This is a genomic window from Ruegeria sp. CH10, from assembly GCF_056537125.1.
In genome coordinates, this window is sequence record NZ_JBQFQY010000002.1 from 247487 (window position 1) to 269559 (window position 22073).

Here is a 22073-nt window from a genome sequence, read left to right on the forward strand (position 1 = left end):
CAGGAGGGCTTTTCATGTCATCAAAACTATTGGCCGAGTTTTTCGGCACATTCTGGCTGGTGCTGGGCGGCTGCGGCAGCGCCGTATTGGCAGCGGGTGTTGCTGACGTGGGCATCGGCTGGCTAGGCGTTTCGTTTGCCTTTGGCCTAACGGTTCTGACCATGGCCTATGCGGTCGGGCATATCTCCGGCGGTCACTTTAACCCCGCAGTCAGTTTGGGATTGATGATCGGAGGGCGCTTTCCCGCCAAAGACCTGATCCCCTATTGGATCGCTCAGGTGGTCGGTGCCATCGCAGCCGCCGCGGTTCTATACCTGATTGTCAGCGGCGCGCCGGAATTCGAAGGCGTGGGCAGCTTTGCTTCAAACGGGTACGGCGCGGCCTCGCCCGAGGGCTATTCGATGATGTCGGCCCTTGTGATCGAGATCGTCCTGACCGCCTTTTTCCTTGTGGTTATCCTGGGGGCCACATCAAATTTTGCACCACAGGGGTTTGGCCCGATTGCGATTGGCCTGTGCCTGACGCTGATCCACCTGATCTCAATCCCGGTGACGAACACATCGGTCAACCCGGCCCGCTCTACCGGGGTTGCCCTGTTTGCCGATGCTCCGGCTATGTCGCAGCTGTGGCTGTTCTGGGTCGCCCCGCTGATCGGCGGCGCAATCGGCGCGCTGATCTGGAAGGCGATGGGAGACGATTGAAGAAAAAGCCCCGAGGTGGCGTGCCTCGGGGCCTTTTGATTTAGTCAGTGACAGTCACCGTTTTCATAACGTCCGGCTGGCCGATGACGGCACCGTTGGGGCCTTCGCCCCGCTTGATGGCATCGACAACGTCCATACCGCCGGTCACCTGACCCACTACGGTGTATTCGCCGTTCAGGAACGGACCGGGGGCGAACATGATGAAGAATTGCGAGTTGGCACTATTGGGATCCTGAGCCCGCGCCATACCAATGACGCCACGGTCATAGTTATAGTCCGAGAACTCAGCCGCCAGGTCTGGACGGTCCGACCCGCCAGTACCCGCGCGGCGCATATCGCTGCCGATGCGTCCGAACTCGACATCACCGGTCTGTGCCATGAAGCCGTCGATCACGCGGTGGAACACCACGCCATCGTATTTGCCTTCGGCGGCCAGAGCGCTGATTTGCTCGACATGGTTGGGGGCAAGGTCTTCGAACAGGTCGACGGTGACGGTGCCATTGGCGCCCTCACCTTCGATTTCGATCTGCAGCCCGGTCGCCAGCGCCGGGCTGGCCAGCAGGGCAAAAGCTGCGGCCAGCTTATACATCGGCCGCCACCTTAACGCTGATCATGCGATCGGGGTTCGCAGGCGGCTCACCACGAACAATCGCGTCCACATGCTCCATCCCGTCGATGACACGGCCATAAACAGTGTACTGACCGTTCAGGAAGTGGTTGTCCTTGAAGTTGATGAAGAACTGCGAGTTGGCCGAATCCGGGTTTTGCGAACGGGCCGCGCCCAGCGTGCCCCGGTCATGCGGCAGTTTCGAGAATTCGGCCGGAACGTTCGGCAGCGAAGAACCACCTGTGCCCGCCATGCGGATGTTGAACCCGTCTTCCATGTCGCCGTGCTGCACATCGCCGGTCTGCGCCATGAAACCGTCGATCACACGGTGGAAGGCAACGTTATCGTATTCGCCGCCACGGGCCAGTTCCTTCATACGGGCCGAGTGCTGAGGGGCCACGTCGGGCAGCAGCTCGATGACGACATTGCCGCCTTTCAGCTCGATGATGATGGTGTTTTCGGGATCCTTGATCTCGGCCATGAGGCCCTCCTGTCGTTTGTCTTGCGCAAATACCTATGCGGCATGGGCGTGAATGCCAAGTGACGCATTGACCTGAGGGCAAAATGCAGGAAAAGAACCGCCTAAATCTGTTTCACATTTCTGAGGGATCGCGCGATGGGCTGGAGAACACTCGACGACATGGACCTGAACGGCAAACGCGTACTGGTACGCGTCGACATCAACGTGCCGGTCGCGGACGGGGCAGTCACCGACGACACCCGCATTCAGCGCATCGTGCCGACCGTTCGCGATATCCAGGCCGCGGGTGGCAAGCCGATCCTGCTGGCCCATTTCGGCCGTCCCGGCGGTGAGCGCAAGATGGACCTGTCGCTGCAACAACTGGTCCCCGCCCTTGAGGCCGCCGTTGGCACCACTGTCCAGTTCGCCCCCGATTGTGTCGGGCCCGACGCTGAGGCCGCCGCAGAGGCGCTGCAGCCCGGTCAGGTTCTGCTGATGGAAAACACCCGTTTCCATGCAGCAGAAACCAAGAACGACGCGGACCTTGCCGCCGGCATGGCCAAGCTGGGGGATGTCTATTGCAATGATGCCTTTTCAGCCGCGCACCGCGCCCACAGCTCGACCGAGGCCATCGCCCGTCTGTTGCCCGCCTGTGCGGGCCGTCTGATGCAGGCCGAGCTTGAGGCGCTGGAGGGCGCACTGAGCGCCCCCAAACGCCCCGTAACCGCTGTGGTTGGTGGCGCAAAGGTTTCGACCAAGCTGGAATTGCTGGGCAACCTGATCAACAAGGTGGACTACCTGGTGATCGGCGGTGGCATGGCCAACACGTTCCTCGTTGCCCAAGGCGTGAACGTCGGTAAATCGCTGGCTGAAACGGCGATGAAAGACACGGCGGTCGAAATTCTGGCCAAGGCCGACAGCGCGGGTTGCACCATTGTCCTCCCCTCGGACATCGTGGTTGCGGAGAAGTTCGAAGCAGGCGCGCCACATCAGGTCTTGCCGGCCGATCAATGCACCGCGGACGGTATGATCCTGGACGCTGGCCCGGATAGCGTCGCCGCAATTTCCGAGATCTTTGGCAACAGCCAGACCCTGATCTGGAACGGTCCCTTGGGCGCGTTCGAAATCGCACCCTTCGATGCGGCCACCAATGCCGCCGCCCTGAAAGCCGCAGAGTTAACCCGCGCGGGCCAACTGGTTTCGGTCGCAGGTGGCGGTGATACGGTTGCCGCGCTGAACGCCTCGGGCGCAGCGGCGGATTTCTCGTATATCTCGACGGCTGGCGGCGCGTTCCTGGAATGGATGGAAGGCAAAACCCTGCCGGGCGTTGCCGCGCTGGATCAATAAAACGCCCGCATTCGCGGTTTTTTCGAATCAGGGGATTCACAACCCGAATCGCCTGTGACATAGTGTGTTCAGAGGCTCGCAAAGGGCCCGTTATTGAGGCGTTTCATACGGCGGTAAACAGAGTGTCCCGTTCCCATCGGCCCGGTTTGGGCGCAGTCGTTTTCTTCATGGTGGCATTTATGCTGGGTGTGTATTTCACCTTCGCCGCCGTGCAGGGCGACTATGGCCTGTTCAGACGGGTCGAGATTGCAGCGGAACGGGACGCCCTGTCGCGCGACCTGGGTAAGCTTGAGGCTGAGATCGCCGAGATGGAAAACCTGACCCGCCGCCTTTCAGACACTTACCTGGACCTCGACCTGTTAGATCAGCAGGCGCGTTCCGTTCTGGGCATGATCCGCTCGGACGAGATTGTCATCCGCTGATCAAGAGCCAAGATTTTTCGACGAAAAATCTATCGCGCATCACGGAAACCGTTGCGTTTTCGGTCAGCTTCCGCACGAACGGACGCTGCGTCACATTAACACTCGCCAGAAAGCCGGAAATGCTTTAAGAGATAGTTTAACGCTAAACTATCTGTCCAAAAGGGGGAGATCGCCACGATGGCTGCGCGAAAAACCACAAAGAAACCAAATGTTTCTGCAGAAGAGCTAAAAACCTACTACCGCGAGATGCTGTTGATCCGCCGATTCGAGGAAAAGGCCGGTCAGCTTTATGGTATGGGTTTGATCGGGGGGTTCTGCCACCTCTATATCGGACAGGAAGCCGTTGTTGTGGGTCTAGAGGCCGCAGCACAGGAAGGCGACAAACGTATCACCTCATATCGCGATCACGGCCATATGTTGGCCTGCGGCATGGATCCGGGCGGCGTGATGGCCGAACTGACCGGGCGCGAAGGCGGTCTGTCTAAAGGCAAGGGCGGCTCCATGCACATGTTCTCGAAAGAGAAGCATTTCTACGGCGGTCACGGCATCGTCGGTGCGCAGGTGCCTTTGGGGGCAGGTCTGGCCTTTGCCGACAAGTACAAGGAAAACGGTGGCGTCACCTTCACCTATTTCGGGGACGGTGCGGCCAACCAGGGTCAGGTCTATGAGACGTTCAACATGGCGGCTCTTTGGGAATTGCCCGTGGTCTTTGTGATCGAGAACAACCAATACGCCATGGGTACGGCACAGGCGCGTTCGACCTCTTCGGCAGATATCTATCACCGCGGTCAAGCCTTCGGCATCCCGGGCGAAATGGTCAACGGCATGGACGTGCTTGCGGTCAAAGCCGCCGGCGAAAAAGCCGTCGCCCACTGCCGGGCTGGCAAGGGCCCATACATCCTTGAGGTCAAAACCTACCGCTACCGTGGCCACTCGATGTCTGACCCGGCCAAGTACCGCACCCGCGAAGAGGTTCAGAAGGTCCGCGAACAAAGCGACCCCATCGAACATGTGCGCGAGCTGCTGCTGACCGGCAAACACGCGACCGAGGACGACCTGAAGGCGATCGACAAAGAGATCAAAGAGGTCGTCAATCAAGCCGCCGAATTCTCGAAAGAAAGCCCCGAGCCTTCCGTTGAAGAGCTCTGGACTGACATTTACGCCTGAGAGGACGAATAAGACATGGCAACCGAAATTCTCATGCCCGCCCTTTCGCCCACGATGGAAGAGGGCACGCTGGCCAAATGGCTGGTCAAGGAAGGCGACACCGTATCCTCGGGCGATATCATGGCCGAGATCGAAACCGACAAGGCGACGATGGAGTTCGAAGCTGTCGATGAAGGCATCGTCGGCAAGATCCTGATCGAAGAAGGGACCGAGGGGGTGAAGGTGAACACCCCTATCGCGATCCTTGTGGAGGAAGGCGAAGACGCCTCTGCCCTGCCCGCGGCTGCGCCCGCAGCCGCAGCGGTGACCGAGGCCGCCCCTGCGGCGGTTGAGGCCCCCGCTCCTGCAGCCGCCCCTGCTGCACCGGTAGTCGACCTGTCGCCTGATTGGCCGGCGGACGCTGAAATGAAATCCGAAACCGTCCGCGAAGCGCTCCGCGACGCGATGGCTGAGGAAATGCGCGGCGACGACGATGTCTACCTGATGGGCGAAGAAGTCGCAGAATACCAGGGGGCTTATAAGATCAGTCAGGGCCTGCTGGACGAGTTCGGCGCCAAGCGCGTGATCGATACCCCGATCACCGAGCACGGCTTTGCCGGTATCGCGGTTGGTTCGGCCTTTGGGGGTTTGAAACCCATCGTCGAATTCATGACCTTCAACTTCGCCATGCAGGCGATTGACCAGATCATCAACTCCGCCGCCAAGACGCTCTATATGTCCGGTGGTCAGATGGGCTGCCCCATCGTCTTCCGTGGCCCCAACGGTGCCGCCGCCCGCGTGGCCGCGCAGCACTCCCAAGACTATGCGGCGTGGTACATGCAAATCCCCGGCCTGAAAGTCGTCATGCCCTACTCGGCAGCCGACGCCAAAGGCCTGCTGAAATCGGCAATCCGCGATCCCAACCCGGTGATCTTCCTAGAAAACGAAATCCTCTACGGACGGACGTTCGACGTACCGCAAGTGGATGACCTGACCGTCCCTCTGGGCAAGGCGCGTATCTGGCGTGAAGGCTCGGACGTGACCATCGTCAGCTTTGGCATCGGCATGCAATACGCGCTGGAAGCCGCCGACAAGCTGGCCGAAGACGGCATCAGCGCCGAGGTCATCGACCTGCGCACCATCCGTCCGATGGACACCGGCGCGATCATCAACTCGGTGATGAAAACCAACCGTCTGGTGACCGTCGAAGAAGGTTGGCCGCAAGGCTCGGTCGGCAGCTACATCAGCTCGGTCGTGATGCAGGAGGCGTTCGATTATCTCGACGCGCCCGTCATCAATTGCACCGGCAAGGATGTTCCGATGCCTTACGCCGCGAACCTCGAAAAACTGGCCCTGATCACCACCGATGAGGTGATCGCCGCCGTCAAACAAGTGACCTACCGGTAAGGAGCATGACAAAGCTCAAGACATCTCTTCTGGTAGTAGCAGGGTTCGTCTTGGGCTTCCTCACCGGTGATTCATTGGATTGGCTCAAAAACTCAATGACTGCTTCTTACCAAGCTCTGGACCATAGCATCACTCTCACACACCTTTATTCTGAGCAAGAAAACTTGCGCGCTGAAAGTGACGTTCTGAAAGCTATGGCGGAAACTCATTGGAAGGGAATGTCTGCCGAAGAAGCCAAGGATCGGCTCCAGTCACTTGATGTTTTTGACTTTGCAAAAGGCAGCGAAGGTTTCGCTGCTGGTCCTGTATTTATTCGATTGCAGGACGGAAACGTTTCCGAAATTCAAGCCCATTGCGCTCGGTTGAAATCCGATGGCTGCAAGGACGAGGGAGTGAACTAAAATGCCCACAGAAATTCTGATGCCCGCCCTGTCGCCCACGATGGAGGAAGGTACGCTTGCCAAATGGCTGGTCAAGGAAGGCGACACCGTATCAAGCGGTGACCTTCTGGCCGAGATTGAAACCGACAAGGCCACGATGGAGTTCGAGGCTGTTGACGAAGGCACCATCGGCAAGATCCTGATCCCCGAAGGCTCCGAAGGGGTCAAGGTCAACACCGCCATCGCGGTTCTGTTGGAAGATGGCGAAAGCGCGGATGATATTGGCGCAACGCCTGCCACAGCCCCCGCGGCTGCACCCGCAACCGCCGCAGACAACGAGGCCGCCGCGCCAGCGGCGTCCGAGGCGCCTGCCCCTGCCCCGGCTGCCCCGGTCAAGGCCGATGGCGGTCGTATCTTTGCCTCTCCGCTGGCCCGCAGGATTGCCGCGCAAAAGGGCCTCGATCTGGCGCAGATCACCGGCTCTGGCCCGCATGGCCGTATTGTCAAAGCGGATGTGGAAGGCGCAACAGCAACTGCCCCGGCGGCAGCACCCGCACCTGCAGCCGCCACCCCGGCAGCTTCAGCACCGGCTGGCCCATCTGCAGACGCAGTCGCCAAGATGTACGAAACCCGGGACTACGAGGAAATCAAGCTCGACGGCATGCGCAAGACCATTGCTGCGCGCCTGACCGAAGCCAAGCAAACGATCCCGCATTTCTACCTGCGTCGTGACATCAAGTTGGATGCGCTGCTCAAGTTCCGCAGCCAGTTGAACAAACAGCTGGAAGGTCGGGGCGTCAAGCTCAGCGTCAATGACTTCATCATCAAAGCCGTGGCAAACGCACTGCAACAGGTTCCGGCCTGTAACGCGGTTTGGGCCGGCGATCGGGTGCTGCAACTGAAACCGTCGGACGTGGCCGTCGCGGTCGCCATCGAAGGCGGCCTGTTCACCCCGGTCCTTCAGGATGCCGACACCAAATCGCTGTCCGCGCTTTCGACCGAGATGAAGGACCTGGCCGGTCGCGCCCGTGAACGGAAACTGGCCCCGCATGAATATCAGGGCGGGACCTTTGCGATCTCGAACCTCGGCATGTTCGGCATCGACAATTTCGACGCCATCGTGAACCCGCCCCATGCAGGTATTCTGGCCGTGGGCACCGGGGTCAAGAAACCGGTCGTGGGCGATGACGGAGAGCTGACGGTCGCCACCGTTATGTCCGTTACAATGTCTGTTGATCACCGCGTGATTGACGGCGCATTGGGGGCTGAGTTGCTGCAAGCCATCGTGGACAATCTGGAAAACCCGATGGTCATGCTGGCCTGACCCAGCCACGAACCAACCCATGTTTTGCCGCGCCGGGTGAATTCCGGCGCGGTTTTCTTTTTGGACCTGCCGGGATGTGAGCCAGCGTGAGCGGCCCAATGCTTGTTCAATCCCGGACGGACCCCCACACTCTGTACACGCCCATCACAGATGCAGAGGTGCCCAATGACCCTTACTCGCCTGTCCAGAATGTTTGTGGTTTTCCTGATGCTGGCCGCAATCGCGCCAGCCGATGCCTATTCCAAGCCCAACAGCTATCCCGGTGAAAACTCGAAATTCAACTCGAAAAGCGCTGTCGCAAAATGGGAGGCAGATCGCGCGAAGCGTATAGAAGAGAGAAAGAAACGCCGTGAAGAACGGCGGCTCAAGCGGCAGACCAAAAAGGACAACCGCCTGAACTGACCCCGTTACTGGTCTTTACCCAGCATGTGATCCATTGAGATCGACGGCTGGTCGCACCCCGCCTCCCCCACGATCTTTGCCGGAATGCCGGCGACGGTCGTGCAGGCGGGGACCTCTTGCAGCACCACCGATCCGGCGGCGATACGGCTGCAATGACCAACCTGGATATTGCCGAGAACCTTTGCCCCGGCCCCGATCAGAACCCCGTCACCAATCGTCGGGTGACGCTGTTCTTCTTCCTTGCCGGTTCCGCCCAACGTCACGGAATGCAGCATTGACACGTTGTCACCGACCACGGCAGTTTCCCCGATCACGATGGAATGGGCGTGATCGATCATGATCCCTTTGCCGATTTTCGCGGCGGGATGAATGTCGATCCCGAAAATCTCGGACGAGCGCATCTGGAAAAAATAGGCCAGATCATACCTGCGCTTGTTCCACAGCCAGTGGGCCACGCGATACGCCTGCATCGCCTGATACCCTTTGAAATAGAGGATCGGCTGCAACAACCGGTGGCAGGCCGGGTCCCGCTCATACACTGCCATCAGGTCGGCACGGGCAGCTTCGACCAGCGAAGGATCGTCGGCATAAGCCTCATCCACGATTTCACGCAGGACCATCATGGACATTTCATTCGAGCACAGTTTGGCCGCCACACGGTACGACAAGGCCCGCTCAAGGCTGCGATGGTGCAGGATACAGGCGTGAACCAGGCCGCCCATCAGCGGCTCATCTTCAACGGCGGTCTGAGCTTCGGTTGTGATACGGGTCCAGACCGGATCAACCGGTGTCACGTGACTGCGCTTTTCCAACATGGCTTTTCTTCCTTTGCTGCGCCTAGAATGCCATTTAGTTGTAAAAACACCAAACGCAAACCCGTGATCGACAGGGTAACAAAAATGAATGACGCCGAAACAAAGGATTTTGCGGCCCGAATTCAGGCGCGTTTGGCCGAGATAGCAGGTCAGTCAGCTGCCGGAAAAGACGCGCAGGCGATTGTGGATCTGGATCAGCAGGCCGTTGGACGCCTCAGCCGAATGGATGCGTTGCAAAACCAAGCCATGGCCAAGGCGCAACAAGCCCAAAGGGACATCGAAACCAGGCGTTTGCAGGCCGCTCTGATCCGTATCGACGAAGGCGAGTACGGCTATTGCGAAGATTGCGGAGACACAATTCCGCACGGTCGCCTGGCGCTTGATCTTGCCGCCACCAGATGTGTCAGCTGTGCAACCGGATGAGATGGTGCAGAACCATCTCGAAACACTGACAATATTGCAGATCATCAAAGCCCGGCTCATCTGCCAGGCGCCGGTTGCGAGCCGCCGCCATCAATGATCCGTTGCCAAATAGCGGGTGCAGCCGTCCGGTGTGGCCGACATATTTGTCGGCCATCTCCGCCTCATAAATCATCCGGGAACAGAGACGCTCTCGTTCGGTCGCCGGTGCCGCCAGCAAAGCGCGGGCGGCGGCACTGATGTCACCATGCAGAACGGGGCGCATCGCAGCGACTATTCCACCGTCAGAGTGGCGAACAGACCCGGCCCATAGCTGGCCGAGACTTGCGCCACCTGAATGTCATAAGGCCCGCTCACCCCATCTGCCGCCTTTGCAACCGTCGAATAGTACCAACTAGCTTCGCTTACCACCTGCTCGCGCACAAGCGAACCGCCTTGGCGGATTTGGACAAGGTAGGTTTCGTTCTCCTCTGCCAAAGGCACGTCCAGACCGGCCCAGTCATCGCCATCAAGCCGCGTGCGACGTGTCCAGATCAGCTGGTCGCCCGAGGCGTGCTGCACTGACCTGAGATGCACCGGCGCATAGGGGCGCAGGCCGTTGCCATCGAACGCCTGAACCAAATGCACAAAGGAAGGGTCATCATAGCCCCGTGTCGCCGGTCCAATCCGGTAATGCTTGGCGACGCGCCGTTCCGAGCGCAACAGCCCGGTTTGGTAGATGCGCTGATCCAGCAGAACAAACATCGACCCGTCCGGCCATACGTCCGGCATCACAGCATCGGTTCCCAGCTGACCACGCAAACGCCCGGACAGGGTGTAAACACCAGTGTCCTGCAATGTCGCGTCGGCAAACTGGAACAGCTCCCAATTCCCCGGCGTCCCGTCCCCTATCGCCGCCAGGTTGGCTCCGTTCAAAAGCGCCTCGCGCGGGCGGGATTCCAGTACCCCATCGATTAGATTGACGCGCAGGGGCGTACCTTCGTCCCACAGACCCGCACTGGCCCGCCGCAATGGTGTTTCGGTGAATCCTATGACCGCCTGGCCCGCGATGACCTCTTGCAAAGCATAGTCTTCGTCCTGGGCAGCTGAATATACGGCAACGCTGCCGGGCCATGGATTTGCCGAGGCCGCCACATAGGGCGCGTGCGGCGCCTCTGATCCGGTAAGCAGCGGCAGGTCCAGAAACACTGGCAAAACGGGAACCGGGGCGACAAACGGTTTTTCGCTTACCTCATCATCGGGCAGGTCCGAGGCCGCATAGACGCCCGGTTCAATCCGAACGGCATCCGCGATTTGCAGATCGGCCTGCTCTACCCGGTCGATGCGATACCGCGCACCCTGCCCGTCCTGGGCCAAGGTGACGACATCGCCTGCCCCCACATGCAGCATCGAGGGCGGCAGCGCAAAGCGCGTCGTCTCGCGTGAAACACGCGCCTCGCTCAACCACCGTTCCACCGTCTGGCGGCCTTCGGCGCGGGTCATCGACAAGGGCACTTCGTTGACCGAGACCGCATGGGTGCGCGCGTCCGGCAGAACGGCCTCTTCCGAGACGACGTCATGGTCAGCATCAGACTGCACAAAGCGCAGACGAACACGGCCCGTCAGTTCGGCCTCAGCCTCACGCCGGTGTTCCACGCGTCCTTCGATATCGGCGCTGTCCGCCAGCAGGTCAGTGTCCAGCTCAATTGCCTTGCGACCATCCCGCATCTGAAAGCGTAAAATGCCGTCCCGCTCAATCGCGTCGAAGCCGTATCGCAACATCAATGGTTGCAAGGCAGCCCGGGCGGTTGTGACATCTTCGATCGCATAACCGCGCACCACACCGTACAGGCGCGACACATCGATATGGGTTACCCCGGCCCCATAACAAATCTCGGTGACGACCGAGGCCAGAGTGCGGCTGCCCGACCGTCCGTTCAGCCAATGACCGCGCGGATAGTTTGCACCATCGCTCCACTGGCTGCGCAGATTTGGAAAAGTGGGAAACGGGCGTGCGTCCCAGGCCCAGACATAGGCGTTGGACATGTCGATCATACGGCCGCTGTACTGATCGGATTTCGGGTTGATGGCCGGATCGGACCAATAGCCCAGCATCGCCCTGAGGTACTGCACCTGCATGAAATCATCACGCATCCCGTTGGAATGACGCGGCAGGCTGGATTCCGATGATTTCGGGTCCAAGAATTTGTTCGGCTGATTGGTCCCCCTGTCGATCGCCGCGCAGCCAAGCTCGGTGAACCAGATCGGTTTCGACCCCGGAACCCAATTCGTGGGGTTTGCGCGGCGCACACCGCCCACCCGTTCGTGATGACGGTTCGACCACCAGTTGCGCAGATCCTTGTAACGCCAGACCCATGGCTCATCATGCTCGCCGTCTTCGATGGGTGTGCGAATTTGCGCTTTGGCCTCTTCTGGCGAGGCGTAGTACCACTCATAGCCCTCGCCGCCCTCGATATTGCCCCGCAGGTATTCCAGATCATAGATCGCATCTACACCGGATTGGGCATCCAGATGGTCCACGCCATCTCGCCAGTCCGACAGCGGCATGTAATTGTCGATACCCACGAAATCGATATCGTCATCGGCCCACAACGGATCGAGGTGGAAATACCGGTCACCGGACCCATCATTGGGCTGATAGCCGAAATACTCACTCCAATCAGCTGCATAACCGATCTTGGTATCCGGCCCCAAAATGGTCCGAACCTCTGCTGCCAGCTGGCGCAATTGCGCGACCGCCGGGAACCCGGAAAGACCCCGGATTTGAGTCAATCCACGCATCTCGGATGAAATACAGAAAGACGCCACGCCACCTGCGGATTTACACAGGGCCGCATAGTGCAGGATGAACCGACGCAGCCCCCATTCCTGTGGGCCGGTATAGGTGACAGTTCCATCGCTCACGACAAAATCGCTGGCGCGGGCCGAACCGAAAAACGCGGCAACCTGCGTATCAGCGGCGGCTGTCTGATCCGGAGAGCCCGCGCGCCCTGGCGCCTCGCTTAACGTGATACGACCGCGCCACGGCAAATGCGGCTGGTTGCCAGCATCGGACCATGGGTCGGGCAAACCGTTGCCCTCCAATTGATCCATCAGAATAAACGGATAAAACATGACGCGTTTACCGGTGCTTTTTAAATGGCGGATCGCCTGCACTACGGCCTTATCCGAAGGTGTAGCACCATAGACTGGCCGGTCGTTCTGATAACGGACCTGCTGGGCCGAATGACGTATTTCCCCGGCGACCTGCCAGGGCATGTTCTCACCTTCGATGTCCTTGCGCAGGACCTTCGGCCGCAATTGACACGACCCGCACCGCAAATCGTTCCCGAACCATGACACGATAAGGGATGCAGCACCGCAGGATTTCAGCTCGGTCCGCAGCGCGCGTGTTGCAGTCACAAGATCAGGCTTGCCCGAGGCCGAATTCACATTTGCAGCCCAGCTTTGCCCAGCGCCTTTGGTATAGTTGACCTGTTCACTGGCCAACGCGTATTCACCGGTGCCCGGCATCAACGCCACACCCCGGATAGTTCGGGACAAAGCGCTCGGAGTATCAGGCAAACCCGGCTGCTCCTGTCGCACGACCTCGAACGAAAACTGCGGCACTCGGTTGCCAAACTGAGCCAGTTGCAAGTCTTCGATCACAACATAAGCCGTCCCGCGATAGGCGGGCACTTTGCCCGTACCTTCGACCGCCTCGATCAAAGGGTCGGGCAGCTGTTGGTTGTCGCCGCGATAAAACCGCATGTTCAGGTTTGCGCGTTCCAGCTCCTCTCCGTCGGCCCAGATGCGAGGAACATCCGAAATCACGCCGTTGCCCAATGCAATGGCCAGCGAGATCGAATAGCTGTAGCTATGCGTGGTTGTGGTCACCTCCGGCGCTTTGGGAGAGCCCTTGCCGCCACCCCCGCCCCCTTGGGTCGTCGTGCTTGTGGATTTGGTCTCCAGAAAGTCCGAGGCCCAGATCACCTGACCACCCACACGCATCCGCCCAAAGACCGTCGCGACCGGGGCACCTTCCCCTGTTTCAGTCAGGCGAAACCGATCCAGGCGTCCGGTTTCGACAACCTCGCTACCGCCTCCCATGACTGACTGGCTCATGAGTCGCTGGTCGATCACACGGCCCAAAGTCGCGCCGATTGCGCGGCCAATGACAGCCGTTGATAGCCCCGCAACCGTACCGCCAATCGCGCCGCCAACTGCAGCCCCCGCTGCGGACAGAACTATTGTCGCCATTTACTTATCCTCCAGAGGGAATTCAAAACAGGCGACCACCCGGCGGCGCCAGGGATCACTCAGCGTGTTTTCAACGACGCCATGGCCGGAATAGGCATGGATAAAGCGCGGTACGGCCCCTGTTTCGCTGACGATCCCGACATGTTTGGCGACACGCCCTTGACGCATGCGAAACAGAAGAACATCACCCATTGCAGCCTGATCTTGTGGCTTTTCAACCAGATGGCGGCGGGCCGCGGCCCACATCCGTTCGTCACCCTGCGGTTCAGACCAATCCATGCTGTAACTGGGCACTGCTTCGGGTTCATGACCGACAAGGGCCCGCCACACACCGCGCAGCAAGCCCAGACAATCCGTGCCGCCGCCTTTGACCGACGCCTGATGAACATAGGGTGTTCCCAGCCAACTGCGGGCTTCGGTCACGATATCCTGTCTGCGGGTGCTCATCGTCTGCTCCCTCCGGTGTTGGGATTACCCTGCTTGGGCACGGCCATCATCCAATCCTCACCGGGAAGGTCGGGAAATCCCTGAAAGTTCAGAAGGTTGTTGAACTTCAGCCGACAGGTGTACATGCTTTTGTTGCATCCGGCAGTCAGCCTGACCCGATCGCCGACGGCCAAACCGCCGCAGATACCGGACCACAACGTGACGTTCCGCCCGCCGGAAACGCGTTTGTCCTGTTTGATGACATCCCAAAGCCCGGCAGCCTGTCCGGTCAGCACATCCAGCCTGCCACGTTTGAACCAACCATTGTCGCGGCCACCCGCGCCTTTCAGTAACAGATTGCTGCCCGCCGTCAGCTCCACCACTTCGACGTCGGCCTGATAGCCCGGCGTGTCGAGCTTGAACTTGCACGCCCGATCCCCCAGAACCGCCGTACATGGCTTCTGGTAAATGCGCCCCATCGGCTGGTTCAGTAAATCCGTGAGCCCGCGTAGTTCGGCATGAAACGCCCCACCCGCGCGCCGCAGTTCTCCGATCGAGCCGCGGAACTGCAGCATCCTCTGATCGGTATCAGTCCAGTTCACCAGCCAGGCACGAACCTCGGCACCATCGAAACGACCCGCTTCGATATCCCCTTCGGTGACGGCTGCGTCCGACAACGCGCCCATCGCCTCGGAATTGTCGATGGACAGGCCCGTCGCCTGCTCAATCGCCGACGCGGTCAGGCCGGAACTGGCCGTGAAGGTCATCCCGTCAAAGCGCAGTTCCATATCGTGGTCGGTAAACCCGTATTCCTGTCCGTCCGCGCGCCGGATCATCCAGCAGCGGCAAGTCGTTGTCAGCCCGTTTTGCAGATGCGCCTGTAATCCCTGTTTGTCGCCGCTCATCACACACGCACCTCAACCACGGGAACACTGGGAACGTCGCCGGCCTGGAAACTCGCCACGCTGGTTTGGATCTTGTCGGTGTCAAACCGCACCGGTACATCGAACTCGTACCCGGCCGTGATCTCCACCTGCTCGGGCGGCGGCGCGGTGAACGAGATCGCGCCCGTCGCCAAATCGACCTCAAAATCCACGCCCTCGCGCATCTGGTCCTGTTCTATGCCAATCTTTACCGTTCCCTGGACAGGTTTGACGATTGGCCGGACATAGCTGAACCCGCCCGAGCTGTAGGTCTTGACCAAGCGGAACGTCGTTGTCGTGCCGTCGCCTCGGGCAATAACTTGATCGCGCTGGCTGACCTCGGCAGTCGCAGCGCCGGACTTGTAGTCTGACCAGTCTTTCCAGCGAAAGCCGAACATCTGACCCTGGCGCGCCTCGAAGAACGAGATCAACGTCTCGATATCATCCAGCGACCGCATCCCCAGCCCGGCGTCATACCGGCGTCTAGAATGCGCCCATGGCGTGTTGCGTTCTTCAAAACCGTTGGCCAGCGTGACAATATCTGTGCGTCTTTCCGGGCCGCCGACCGAGCCAAAGCTGAGGCTGGCGGGAAATCTGACTTCGTGGAAATTCATGACCTGCTGCTCCCTGAATTATCTGTTGCGATTGCCACGGCCCAAGGCGCGGCTCATCTGTGCAGCGATTTGCCCCTGACTGCGGCGGAACCCCTGCACATCAGGCGTGGTGATATTCATCACCACGTTCACCGCCCGTCCCCCGCCCGAGGTGCGCACGCCCAGTTTGCCGTCCGAACCACGAGCCAACGGCATGATCGCTTCGGGACCAGCCTCACCCATCAGGCCGGTGCCGCCGCGCATCGGGAAAGTCGTGGGCCCACTGACCACACCGCCATTGGCAAAGGGCATGACACGTCCCTGGGAAAAACTGCCGCCATCTGCGAAAGGCAGAATGCCTTGCACCAACCCGCCGACTGTATTGGCGAGCATCCCTCCGAAATGATCCGTCACCGGCTTGATCGCTGCCGAATAGGCCGTGCGGATCATCGAATCTTTGAGCACATTCAGCGCGTCCGACAGGTTCATCCCGTCCAGCACAACGCCGTCAAATGCCTTGCGCAAACCGCCCGACATACCGCGCTCCAGCGTCGCCACATCTTTGCCTGTCTCTTCAAACGCTTGCTTGATCCGCTTCATCTGGCCGTCAAACGCTGCAGCCATAGACGCCGCATCCCCCAGCGAGTCGCCCAGCGCCTCGCCCCGTTCCTGCAGGTCGTCCAACCCGTCACGATCCGTCGTCATTACGCTCTCCTTGTTCCTTGTCCGGGTAGGCCGCCAACAATGCATCCAGCCCCGCCCGGTTCATCGCGGGCATCCCAGCGCCCTGCCCCAGCATCAGCCGCAACTCGGCTGGGGTCAGATGCCAGAACTGCTCCGGCGTCAGACGCAGGCCGGTCATCCCGGCCCGCATCAGGGCGGGCCAGTCGAACCCGCTCAACGATCCGGCACCATGAAAGCGCGGGCCAGCAGTTCAGCCGCAGCACGGGCGCCCGCCATCGGTCCGCCCTCGATCTCGGCGCGCAGCAGGTCGGCGCGGGTCACATCCGCCCCGCCCCCCCGCAGCCCGGCCACGATCAGCGCCAGCACATCACCGCTGGAATAGGCCCCGCCTTCGAACCGCTGCACCAGTTCCACCAGTGTCCCGGTGCCCAGCTCCTGTTCCAGTTCCGCCAAAGCACCCAGCGTCAGCTTGAGCACCCGCAGCTCGCCATCGATGGCCAATGCCACCTCACCCGTCCACGGATTGGCCATCGGCTTACAGCGCCGTAAAGATCAGGGCACCGGCGCTGGCCAGGCTCATCTCATAGGTGGCCTCGCCGTTATGCGAGCCCGCATATTCGATGCCGGTCACCTGAAATGCACCTTCGACAATGCCGAAATCGGGGATGATCACCTGAAACGCAGGCGTCTCGCCATCAAAGAACAACTGTCGCGCACGTTCATCGGTACCTTCATCCTTGAACACACCTGAGCCTGAGATCGAGGCCGATTTGACCCCCGCCCCCGACAGCAGCTCGCGCCAGCCGCCCTGACTTTCAAGGCTGGTGACATCCACACTTTCCGCGTTGAAACTGACTCGCGTGGCGCGCAGGCCCGCGATGGTCTCGAACAGGCCCGAGCCGTTCATATCCACTTTGACCAACAGGTCTTTTCCGTTCTGGGCAGCCATGTGCTCTCTCCGTTGATTGGTTAGTCGTCTTCCACGCGGGCGCGGAATCTCAGATCGATCTGGCGGATCGCGCCGCCCGTTCCGGTGCGCCGGGCGCTGGCGCGCTCGAACCACAGCCCCACAAGGCGGCCACGATCCAAGGTTAACGCCGCGCCCTCCAGCGCATCACACACCGCGCCCGCCAGCGTCTTGGCCGCGCCAAAACCAGCGGCCTCGGACATCACCGACACGGTAAAGCGATGCACGGCCCCTGCGCCTGACAGGTCCGAGGCATCGCGCACCTCTTCCGGCCCCAGCGTCACATAGGTCTGGGGCACCGCGCCCGCCGGAACCGCGTCATAGATCGCGCCGCCTGACAGCGTGCTGACCTGCGCGTTGCCCGACAGCTGTTGAAACACCGCCGCCTGCAAGGCGGCTGATACGCCGTAACTCATGCCGCCACCTCTTCATCCGCGAAACAGGTCAGGTACTGGCCGCGCGGGTCACGCTCGGCCACCGCACGGATCACGAACCGGCGCGTGCCCTCTGAGAACCGCTGATCCGGGGTTGGGCGCATCGCTGATCCTTCGGACGCGCCGCGCACCACGATGCGATAGCCAACGCGCGAGACCGGGATGCCAGCCACAGACCGCTCGGACCCGCTGCGGGCCGTGACCTCGGCCCAAACCGTTCCCACGGCGGCCCATGTCTCGGTATACCCACCAGCCCCATCCGCGCTGCGCACCGGTGCCTCAAGCACCAGCTTTCTGTTCAATCGGGGCGTCTTCATTGCGCCACCCCGGCACCAAAGCGCACAACCCGGTAGCGTTGGATCAGGCTGGTGACGCCAAAGGGCATACAGCCCGCGCCCAACGCCGTCTCATCCCGGTATTCATAGTAATGCGCGGCCAACAGCAGCACCGCCTGCCCCAGATCGGCGGGCAGAGCGCCCCAATCCGCAGCCATCCCGGCGGTAAAGGCGATCTTGACCGACCCACCCGTGGGAATGGTCGGCAATGACGTCCCCGCAGGGCGCAGACGCGGGCGCTGGCTGTCTTGGGTCAAACGATACCGGGCACTGTCCACGACCGTGTCGGTACCGGTCGGATCGGTCACAGTCACCGCGCTGATCGCTGTGACCGGGGCCACCGGCAACACCTCACCCGCTGCATCGCGCCAGCCGTTCAGATCCCACGAAAACGCGCGCGCGATCAGCACCTTGCCGGTGCGCGCCTCAATCGCTGCAATCGCTGCACGCAGAAAACCTTTCAGAACTTCATCCTGCACGCTGTCCTCGGCAAAGCCGGTCCCCAGCCGCAGATGCGCCTTGAACTGATCCACCGGCAGCGCCGCATCCGCGATGGCGGTTTCTTCGATCAACATCATCCATACACTCCGCAATCTCGGACCCCTCCGGGGCCGTAACTTCAGAAATTGACGGGCACGCGCCGCCCCACGTTGCTCGGACGGAGGGGAGCAGCTAGACAACGCAAGGGATCTCACCCCGGCCCGCGCCCGCCGCCTTGGGGGGCCGAAACCCCCCAAGGATTCAGCCCGCGTTAGGCGGTGCCGAATTTCACCAGCTTGATCGCGGCAAAGTCGCTCACGTCGCCGCCCACGCGCTTGGTTGCGTAGAACAGGACATGCGGTTTGGCGCTGAACGGGTCGCGCAAGACGCGCAGGTCGGGACGCTCGGCAATGGTGTAACCTGCCTGGAAGTCACCGAAAGCGATCGAGAAGCTGTCGGTGCCCGCATCCGGCATGTCCTCGGCGATCAGCACCGGATAGCCCATCAGACGCGCGGGCTCACCCGCGGCCAGACCATCCGACCACAGGAAGCGGCCATCGCTGTCCTTCAGCTTGCGGATCAGACCGGCGGTTTTCGAGTTCATCACGAAAGTACCGTTCACGCGGTACTGCGCGCCCAGCGCATAGACCACATCGACAATCGCATCCGCCTCGACACCGCCGTCGATGCCGGTGGGCACATAGCCGATGTTGCCCCAATCCCAGACGTCATTGTCGACCTTGGCGTGGTTCAGAATACCCTTGGGCTTGTCCGCGCCATCACCATTGATAAAGGCCGAGGCTTCGGCGCGCGCGAACTTGTCCGCAATACGACCCGCCAGCCAGCCTTCGACATCAAAGGCGCTGTCATCCAGCAGACGCTGCGAGGCTTTGGGCAGCGCGCTCAACTCGTGTAGCGGGATCGAGATACGGTCGATAGACGGGGTCGCCGTCTCGGTCGCGGCGGCGTTCTCATCGGCCCAACCGGCGCCCACGTCGGTGTGGTCGATCAGTACGTCGAACGAGTTCGCCTCGACATTCACCACCGACGCAATCGACCGGATCGAGGCGGTGGATTTCAGAACCGACTTGATCATCTCGGCGGTCTGCGGGTCGATCAGATAGCCGCCATCGCTGTTCACGGCGCTGGACAGGGATTTCGACTCCATTTCAAGCCCGCGCAGGCCGTCATCCTCGCCCGAACGCACATAGGCGTCGAATGCTTTTTGGTGCGGTGCGCCGTCCTCAATCGAGGCCGCAAGATGCGGGCGCGCCGCGATGGTTGATTTACGATCCAGCATGGTCAGTCGCTCTTCTGTCTGTTGCAGTTTGGTTTTAACTTCGGCCTTGAGGCCCTTGAATTCATTCACGAAGCCAGCCATCGCCTGCTTCACCTCCTGAACCAGGGGCGCACCCTCTCCGGTCAAGGCCCGGGTTTCGGTCTTGCTCATCAGCACTTCCATTTCTTGGGTGGGGGTTGAGGCGCGCTAGGTCCGCGCCAGCTCCTGCCGGGCGTCGTTGAACACCTCGGCAATACTGCGCCAGGTGTTTTCGGTTTCAGGCTCAACGCCCTTCGCCGCCACCCGCGCACTGGGCAGCATCGGGAACGTCACCAAGGACACCTCCCACAGCTCCAGTTCGGTCAGGACACGTTGGCCCTTTTCGTTCTTCACGGCCCGCTTGGTGCGGTAGCCAATCGACAGCCCGTCCATCGCACCGGCCCGGATCAGCTCGGCTGCCTCACGGCCCTTTTGCGTGGCCTCCAGCAGACGCCCTTTGACCCACAGGCCACGGTCATCCTCGCGCACCTCATCCCAGACGCCGATGGGCTGCGCCGGGTCGTGCTGCCACAGCATCTTGACCCGTTGTCCAGCGGCCTTGAGCCCGCCAAGCGAGCCTCGATATGCCCCGCGTTGCACCACATCGCTACCCTGATCGACCTGTCCGAACAGGCTGGCATAGCCTTCGATCACCGCATTCTCGGACACCGAAAGCCCGTCTCCGAACCGTGCGAACTTGTGTTCCAAATCCATGAACACCTCCTCATAAGTCTGTGAATTCACGGCACTGCCGTTAGGAACGACTGAAACACCTGCGCAAGAATCACGGCGGCGACACCATAGACCGTCAGCCACAATCGCTTCTCCAGCCGCTCCATCATTTCTTCGATTTGGTCCAGTCGGCGACACAGATGGTCGTGCTGGATCTCGGCCACCCGCTCATGCGCGGCCAGACGCAGGCCCGGCGCACAGTCGAACGGGGGATAGTCACCCATCCGCACGCTCCGGCAGCCCCAGCAATGCGCGCTTTTCGGCATCCGTCAGGAAATCGGCCCCGTTGACCCGCGCCCATTGCGCATCGCGTTCCGCCGACAGCGCAGGCACCTGATCCAGATCGGGTTTCAGCACCAAATCCTCACCAGAATAGCCCACCAGCCATTCCGACACCGCCGCCGCCACCCGCGTCACCAGTGGCAGCACGGTCAGGCGATAAAACGCCCGGTTGGCCTCCTGATAGTTCGAATAGGTCGCGTCGCCCTGTATTCCCAGCAACATCGGCGGGACCCCAAAGGCCAGCGCGATCTCGCGGGCGGCGGCTTCCTTGGTCTTTTGAAACTCCATGTCCGAGGGCGAAAAGCCCATCGGCTTCCAATCCAGCCCGCCTTCCAGAACCATCGGACGACCCGCATTGCGCGCCCCGCGATAGTTCTGCTCGATCTCGTCGGACAGGCGGCGGAACTGATCCTCGGCCATCACCCCATGGCCGTCTCCCTTCCACACCAAAGCACCAGAAGGCCGCGCTGCATTGTCCAGCAGGGATTTCGACCACCGAGATGCGCTGTTATGCACATCAATCGCCATTGCCGCCGCCTGCATCGGTGAGAAACCATAATGGTCGTCCTGCGGATGGAACGACTTGATGTGACAGATCGCATCCGCCGGAAAGCGGTGAGTCTTGCCGCCCGCCGTGTAATCATACGCCTTGGGCCAGCCATCGGCGCCCGGCACGACGCTCATCCGGTCCGAGCGCAGGACGTGCAGCTCAACCGGCAAGCCCTCTTCGGCCTGCACCGCCTCGACATAGGCGTTACCCGACAGCAGCAGCTGACCGAACAGAGCCTCCATCAACTCCGCCCGCCCCTGCGCCGCATTGGGTCGACGCATCAGAGACATGATCGGATGCGCATCGTAACGCTGCGCCTGATCCTGCAACACCAGAGGCAGCGCCGCCGCCGCCTCAGCAATCAGCTTGACCGACCGGAACCCCACCGGGTTCCCCGAAAACCCCGTCCGCGTCAGCGACACCGCGTCCCGAGGGCTCCACGCCACGCGCCCACCTGTTTGCCACGCCACCACGGGGCCCGCCGCGCTGGCCTTCGCCTCGGGCGCTTCCCCGGCCGCTCCACGACGCAAGAAATCGAATACCATCTGTGCTCCTTTCTTTCGCCGCTGTGTCCGGCTTGTTGAAAGGAGTTATGACGGAAAGAAGTTTAAGGCTTGGGAATGGGGCGTACGGCGGTTGGGCAACGGGTGAAACCGAATTGCGGCTCCGTTAGTTTAGA

Annotated in this window: 28 protein-coding genes; 9 read left to right on the top strand and 19 right to left on the bottom strand. The window is 60.9% G+C overall.

Annotated features, from left to right (window positions below):
* Positions 1–14 precede the first annotated feature (14 nt).
* Positions 15–701 (top strand): aquaporin Z, encoded by a 687-nt coding sequence (gene aqpZ, locus ACRZ94_RS07495; protein WP_480651891.1) that lies wholly within the window; start codon positions 15–17, stop codon positions 699–701.
* A gap of 40 nt (positions 702–741) precedes the next feature.
* Here aqpZ and ACRZ94_RS07500 read toward each other — a convergent pair whose 3' ends face one another.
* Together ACRZ94_RS07500 and ACRZ94_RS07505 are read right to left on the bottom strand one after the other, a co-directional pair.
* Positions 742–1290: a peptidylprolyl isomerase gene (locus ACRZ94_RS07500; RefSeq protein WP_480651893.1), complete on the bottom strand. Its 549-nt coding sequence runs from the start codon at positions 1288–1290 to the stop codon at positions 742–744.
* Positions 1283–1789: a peptidylprolyl isomerase gene (locus ACRZ94_RS07505; protein ID WP_480651895.1), complete on the bottom strand. Its 507-nt coding sequence runs from the start codon at positions 1787–1789 to the stop codon at positions 1283–1285. The genes ACRZ94_RS07500 and ACRZ94_RS07505 overlap by 8 nt, the downstream gene beginning before the upstream one ends.
* Positions 1790–1924: 135 nt before the next feature.
* Between ACRZ94_RS07505 and ACRZ94_RS07510 the strand changes: the two genes are divergently transcribed.
* The 7 genes from ACRZ94_RS07510 to ACRZ94_RS07540 all read left to right on the top strand — a co-directional run bounded on the left by ACRZ94_RS07510 (position 1925) and on the right by ACRZ94_RS07540 (position 8196).
* Positions 1925–3115, top strand: coding sequence for a phosphoglycerate kinase (locus tag ACRZ94_RS07510; RefSeq protein ID WP_480797026.1), 1191 nt, complete (start codon positions 1925–1927; stop codon positions 3113–3115).
* 122 nt (positions 3116–3237) lie between these two features.
* The gene (locus ACRZ94_RS07515; protein ID WP_480797027.1) at positions 3238–3537 is read left to right on the top strand and encodes an FtsB family cell division protein; all 300 of its coding nucleotides are present in this window, start codon (positions 3238–3240) and stop codon (positions 3535–3537) included.
* A 177-nt stretch (positions 3538–3714) separates the two neighbouring features.
* On the top strand, positions 3715–4704 hold the full coding sequence (gene pdhA / locus ACRZ94_RS07520; RefSeq protein WP_480651899.1) for a pyruvate dehydrogenase (acetyl-transferring) E1 component subunit alpha: 990 nt from the start codon (positions 3715–3717) through the stop codon (positions 4702–4704).
* Between the two features lie 15 nt (positions 4705–4719).
* Entirely contained in the window at positions 4720–6090 is a 1371-nt protein-coding gene (locus ACRZ94_RS07525) for a pyruvate dehydrogenase complex E1 component subunit beta (protein WP_480651901.1), read from the top strand.
* Positions 6091–6095: 5 nt separating this feature from the next.
* Entirely contained in the window at positions 6096–6491 is a 396-nt protein-coding gene (locus ACRZ94_RS07530; protein WP_480651903.1) for a hypothetical protein, read from the top strand.
* A gap of 1 nt (position 6492) precedes the next feature.
* Positions 6493–7794 carry a pyruvate dehydrogenase complex dihydrolipoamide acetyltransferase gene (locus ACRZ94_RS07535; RefSeq protein ID WP_480651905.1) on the top strand — a complete coding sequence of 434 codons (1302 nt, stop codon included), beginning with the start codon at positions 6493–6495 and terminating at the stop codon, positions 7792–7794.
* Positions 7795–7959: 165 nt separating this feature from the next.
* Positions 7960–8196: a hypothetical protein gene (locus ACRZ94_RS07540; RefSeq protein WP_480651907.1), complete on the top strand. Its 237-nt coding sequence runs from the start codon at positions 7960–7962 to the stop codon at positions 8194–8196.
* A gap of 5 nt (positions 8197–8201) precedes the next feature.
* Here ACRZ94_RS07540 and cysE read toward each other — a convergent pair whose 3' ends face one another.
* Positions 8202–9011, bottom strand: coding sequence for a serine O-acetyltransferase (cysE, locus tag ACRZ94_RS07545; RefSeq protein ID WP_480651909.1), 810 nt, complete (start codon positions 9009–9011; stop codon positions 8202–8204).
* A gap of 84 nt (positions 9012–9095) precedes the next feature.
* On the opposite strand from cysE, the gene ACRZ94_RS07550 reads away from it, so the two are divergent.
* Complete coding sequence (locus ACRZ94_RS07550; RefSeq protein WP_480797028.1) at positions 9096–9434, top strand: TraR/DksA family transcriptional regulator; 339 nt, start codon at positions 9096–9098, stop codon at positions 9432–9434.
* Here ACRZ94_RS07550 and ACRZ94_RS07555 read toward each other — a convergent pair.
* From ACRZ94_RS07555 to ACRZ94_RS07630, 16 genes are all read right to left on the bottom strand, one after another.
* Complete coding sequence (locus ACRZ94_RS07555) at positions 9415–9696, bottom strand: DUF7742 family protein (RefSeq protein WP_480797029.1); 282 nt, start codon at positions 9694–9696, stop codon at positions 9415–9417. The two genes, ACRZ94_RS07550 and ACRZ94_RS07555, sit on opposite strands and share 20 nt — an antisense overlap.
* A gap of 8 nt (positions 9697–9704) precedes the next feature.
* Complete coding sequence (locus ACRZ94_RS07560) at positions 9705–13670, bottom strand: baseplate multidomain protein megatron (protein WP_480651915.1); 3966 nt, start codon at positions 13668–13670, stop codon at positions 9705–9707.
* Positions 13671–14117 (bottom strand): NlpC/P60 family protein, encoded by a 447-nt coding sequence (locus tag ACRZ94_RS07565; protein WP_480651917.1) that lies wholly within the window; start codon positions 14115–14117, stop codon positions 13671–13673.
* Positions 14114–15001: a DUF2163 domain-containing protein gene (locus ACRZ94_RS07570; RefSeq protein ID WP_480797030.1), complete on the bottom strand. Its 888-nt coding sequence runs from the start codon at positions 14999–15001 to the stop codon at positions 14114–14116. Before ACRZ94_RS07570 ends, ACRZ94_RS07565 begins: the two co-directional genes overlap by 4 nt.
* Positions 15001–15633 (bottom strand): phage distal tail protein, Rcc01695 family, encoded by a 633-nt coding sequence (locus ACRZ94_RS07575; protein WP_480797031.1) that lies wholly within the window; start codon positions 15631–15633, stop codon positions 15001–15003. Before ACRZ94_RS07575 ends, ACRZ94_RS07570 begins: the two co-directional genes overlap by 1 nt.
* Positions 15634–15651: 18 nt before the next feature.
* Positions 15652–16317, bottom strand: coding sequence for a phage tail tape measure protein (locus ACRZ94_RS07580; protein ID WP_480797032.1), 666 nt, complete (start codon positions 16315–16317; stop codon positions 15652–15654).
* Complete coding sequence (locus ACRZ94_RS07585; RefSeq protein ID WP_480797033.1) at positions 16301–16513, bottom strand: rcc01693 family protein; 213 nt, start codon at positions 16511–16513, stop codon at positions 16301–16303. Before ACRZ94_RS07585 ends, ACRZ94_RS07580 begins: the two co-directional genes overlap by 17 nt.
* Complete coding sequence (locus ACRZ94_RS07590) at positions 16510–16827, bottom strand: gene transfer agent family protein (protein ID WP_480797034.1); 318 nt, start codon at positions 16825–16827, stop codon at positions 16510–16512. The genes ACRZ94_RS07585 and ACRZ94_RS07590 overlap by 4 nt, the downstream gene beginning before the upstream one ends.
* A gap of 4 nt (positions 16828–16831) precedes the next feature.
* A complete protein-coding gene (locus ACRZ94_RS07595) occupies positions 16832–17245 on the bottom strand; it encodes a phage major tail protein, TP901-1 family (protein WP_480797035.1) in 414 nt (137 codons plus the stop codon).
* A 20-nt stretch (positions 17246–17265) separates the two neighbouring features.
* A complete protein-coding gene (locus ACRZ94_RS07600) occupies positions 17266–17679 on the bottom strand; it encodes a DUF3168 domain-containing protein (RefSeq protein ID WP_480797036.1) in 414 nt (137 codons plus the stop codon).
* Positions 17676–18014 (bottom strand): phage head closure protein, encoded by a 339-nt coding sequence (locus ACRZ94_RS07605; protein WP_480797037.1) that lies wholly within the window; start codon positions 18012–18014, stop codon positions 17676–17678. The genes ACRZ94_RS07600 and ACRZ94_RS07605 overlap by 4 nt, the downstream gene beginning before the upstream one ends.
* Complete coding sequence (locus ACRZ94_RS07610; protein ID WP_480797038.1) at positions 18011–18610, bottom strand: head-tail connector protein; 600 nt, start codon at positions 18608–18610, stop codon at positions 18011–18013. The genes ACRZ94_RS07605 and ACRZ94_RS07610 overlap by 4 nt, the downstream gene beginning before the upstream one ends.
* A gap of 173 nt (positions 18611–18783) precedes the next feature.
* Entirely contained in the window at positions 18784–19962 is a 1179-nt protein-coding gene (locus ACRZ94_RS07615; protein WP_480797039.1) for a phage major capsid protein, read from the bottom strand.
* A 36-nt stretch (positions 19963–19998) separates the two neighbouring features.
* A complete protein-coding gene (locus ACRZ94_RS07620) occupies positions 19999–20544 on the bottom strand; it encodes an HK97 family phage prohead protease (RefSeq protein WP_480797040.1) in 546 nt (181 codons plus the stop codon).
* Positions 20545–20570: 26 nt separating this feature from the next.
* On the bottom strand, positions 20571–20786 hold the full coding sequence (locus tag ACRZ94_RS07625) for a GTA head formation protein, RCAP_rcc01685 family (RefSeq protein WP_480797041.1): 216 nt from the start codon (positions 20784–20786) through the stop codon (positions 20571–20573).
* Entirely contained in the window at positions 20779–21939 is a 1161-nt protein-coding gene (locus ACRZ94_RS07630) for a phage portal protein (protein ID WP_480797042.1), read from the bottom strand. The genes ACRZ94_RS07625 and ACRZ94_RS07630 overlap by 8 nt, the downstream gene beginning before the upstream one ends.
* Between the last annotated feature and the right edge of the window lie 134 nt (positions 21940–22073).

What these genes read in the sequence shown, in the direction of transcription:
- aqpZ (WP_480651891.1), top strand. Translation starts at nt 15, where the DNA reads ATGTCATCAAAACTATTGGCCGAGTTTTTCGGCACATTCTGGCTGGTG.
- ACRZ94_RS07500 (WP_480651893.1), bottom strand. Translation starts at nt 1,290, where the DNA reads ATGTATAAGCTGGCCGCAGCTTTTGCCCTGCTGGCCAGCCCGGCGCTG.
- ACRZ94_RS07505 (WP_480651895.1), bottom strand. Translation starts at nt 1,789, where the DNA reads ATGGCCGAGATCAAGGATCCCGAAAACACCATCATCATCGAGCTGAAA.
- ACRZ94_RS07510 (WP_480797026.1), top strand. Translation starts at nt 1,925, where the DNA reads ATGGGCTGGAGAACACTCGACGACATGGACCTGAACGGCAAACGCGTA.
- pdhA (WP_480651899.1), top strand. Translation starts at nt 3,715, where the DNA reads ATGGCTGCGCGAAAAACCACAAAGAAACCAAATGTTTCTGCAGAAGAG.
- ACRZ94_RS07525 (WP_480651901.1), top strand. Translation starts at nt 4,720, where the DNA reads ATGGCAACCGAAATTCTCATGCCCGCCCTTTCGCCCACGATGGAAGAG.
- ACRZ94_RS07530 (WP_480651903.1), top strand. Translation starts at nt 6,096, where the DNA reads ATGACAAAGCTCAAGACATCTCTTCTGGTAGTAGCAGGGTTCGTCTTG.
- ACRZ94_RS07535 (WP_480651905.1), top strand. Translation starts at nt 6,493, where the DNA reads ATGCCCACAGAAATTCTGATGCCCGCCCTGTCGCCCACGATGGAGGAA.
- ACRZ94_RS07540 (WP_480651907.1), top strand. Translation starts at nt 7,960, where the DNA reads ATGACCCTTACTCGCCTGTCCAGAATGTTTGTGGTTTTCCTGATGCTG.
- cysE (WP_480651909.1), bottom strand. Translation starts at nt 9,011, where the DNA reads ATGTTGGAAAAGCGCAGTCACGTGACACCGGTTGATCCGGTCTGGACC.
- ACRZ94_RS07550 (WP_480797028.1), top strand. Translation starts at nt 9,096, where the DNA reads ATGAATGACGCCGAAACAAAGGATTTTGCGGCCCGAATTCAGGCGCGT.
- ACRZ94_RS07555 (WP_480797029.1), bottom strand. Translation starts at nt 9,696, where the DNA reads ATGCGCCCCGTTCTGCATGGTGACATCAGTGCCGCCGCCCGCGCTTTG.
- ACRZ94_RS07560 (WP_480651915.1), bottom strand. Translation starts at nt 13,670, where the DNA reads ATGGCGACAATAGTTCTGTCCGCAGCGGGGGCTGCAGTTGGCGGCGCG.
- ACRZ94_RS07565 (WP_480651917.1), bottom strand. Translation starts at nt 14,117, where the DNA reads ATGAGCACCCGCAGACAGGATATCGTGACCGAAGCCCGCAGTTGGCTG.
- ACRZ94_RS07570 (WP_480797030.1), bottom strand. Translation starts at nt 15,001, where the DNA reads ATGAGCGGCGACAAACAGGGATTACAGGCGCATCTGCAAAACGGGCTG.
- ACRZ94_RS07575 (WP_480797031.1), bottom strand. Translation starts at nt 15,633, where the DNA reads ATGAATTTCCACGAAGTCAGATTTCCCGCCAGCCTCAGCTTTGGCTCG.
- ACRZ94_RS07580 (WP_480797032.1), bottom strand. Translation starts at nt 16,317, where the DNA reads ATGACGACGGATCGTGACGGGTTGGACGACCTGCAGGAACGGGGCGAG.
- ACRZ94_RS07590 (WP_480797034.1), bottom strand. Translation starts at nt 16,827, where the DNA reads ATGGCCAATCCGTGGACGGGTGAGGTGGCATTGGCCATCGATGGCGAG.
- ACRZ94_RS07595 (WP_480797035.1), bottom strand. Translation starts at nt 17,245, where the DNA reads ATGGCTGCCCAGAACGGAAAAGACCTGTTGGTCAAAGTGGATATGAAC.
- ACRZ94_RS07600 (WP_480797036.1), bottom strand. Translation starts at nt 17,679, where the DNA reads ATGAGTTACGGCGTATCAGCCGCCTTGCAGGCGGCGGTGTTTCAACAG.
- ACRZ94_RS07605 (WP_480797037.1), bottom strand. Translation starts at nt 18,014, where the DNA reads ATGAAGACGCCCCGATTGAACAGAAAGCTGGTGCTTGAGGCACCGGTG.
- ACRZ94_RS07610 (WP_480797038.1), bottom strand. Translation starts at nt 18,610, where the DNA reads ATGATGTTGATCGAAGAAACCGCCATCGCGGATGCGGCGCTGCCGGTG.
- ACRZ94_RS07615 (WP_480797039.1), bottom strand. Translation starts at nt 19,962, where the DNA reads ATGAGCAAGACCGAAACCCGGGCCTTGACCGGAGAGGGTGCGCCCCTG.
- ACRZ94_RS07620 (WP_480797040.1), bottom strand. Translation starts at nt 20,544, where the DNA reads ATGGATTTGGAACACAAGTTCGCACGGTTCGGAGACGGGCTTTCGGTG.
- ACRZ94_RS07625 (WP_480797041.1), bottom strand. Translation starts at nt 20,786, where the DNA reads ATGGGTGACTATCCCCCGTTCGACTGTGCGCCGGGCCTGCGTCTGGCC.
- ACRZ94_RS07630 (WP_480797042.1), bottom strand. Translation starts at nt 21,939, where the DNA reads ATGGTATTCGATTTCTTGCGTCGTGGAGCGGCCGGGGAAGCGCCCGAG.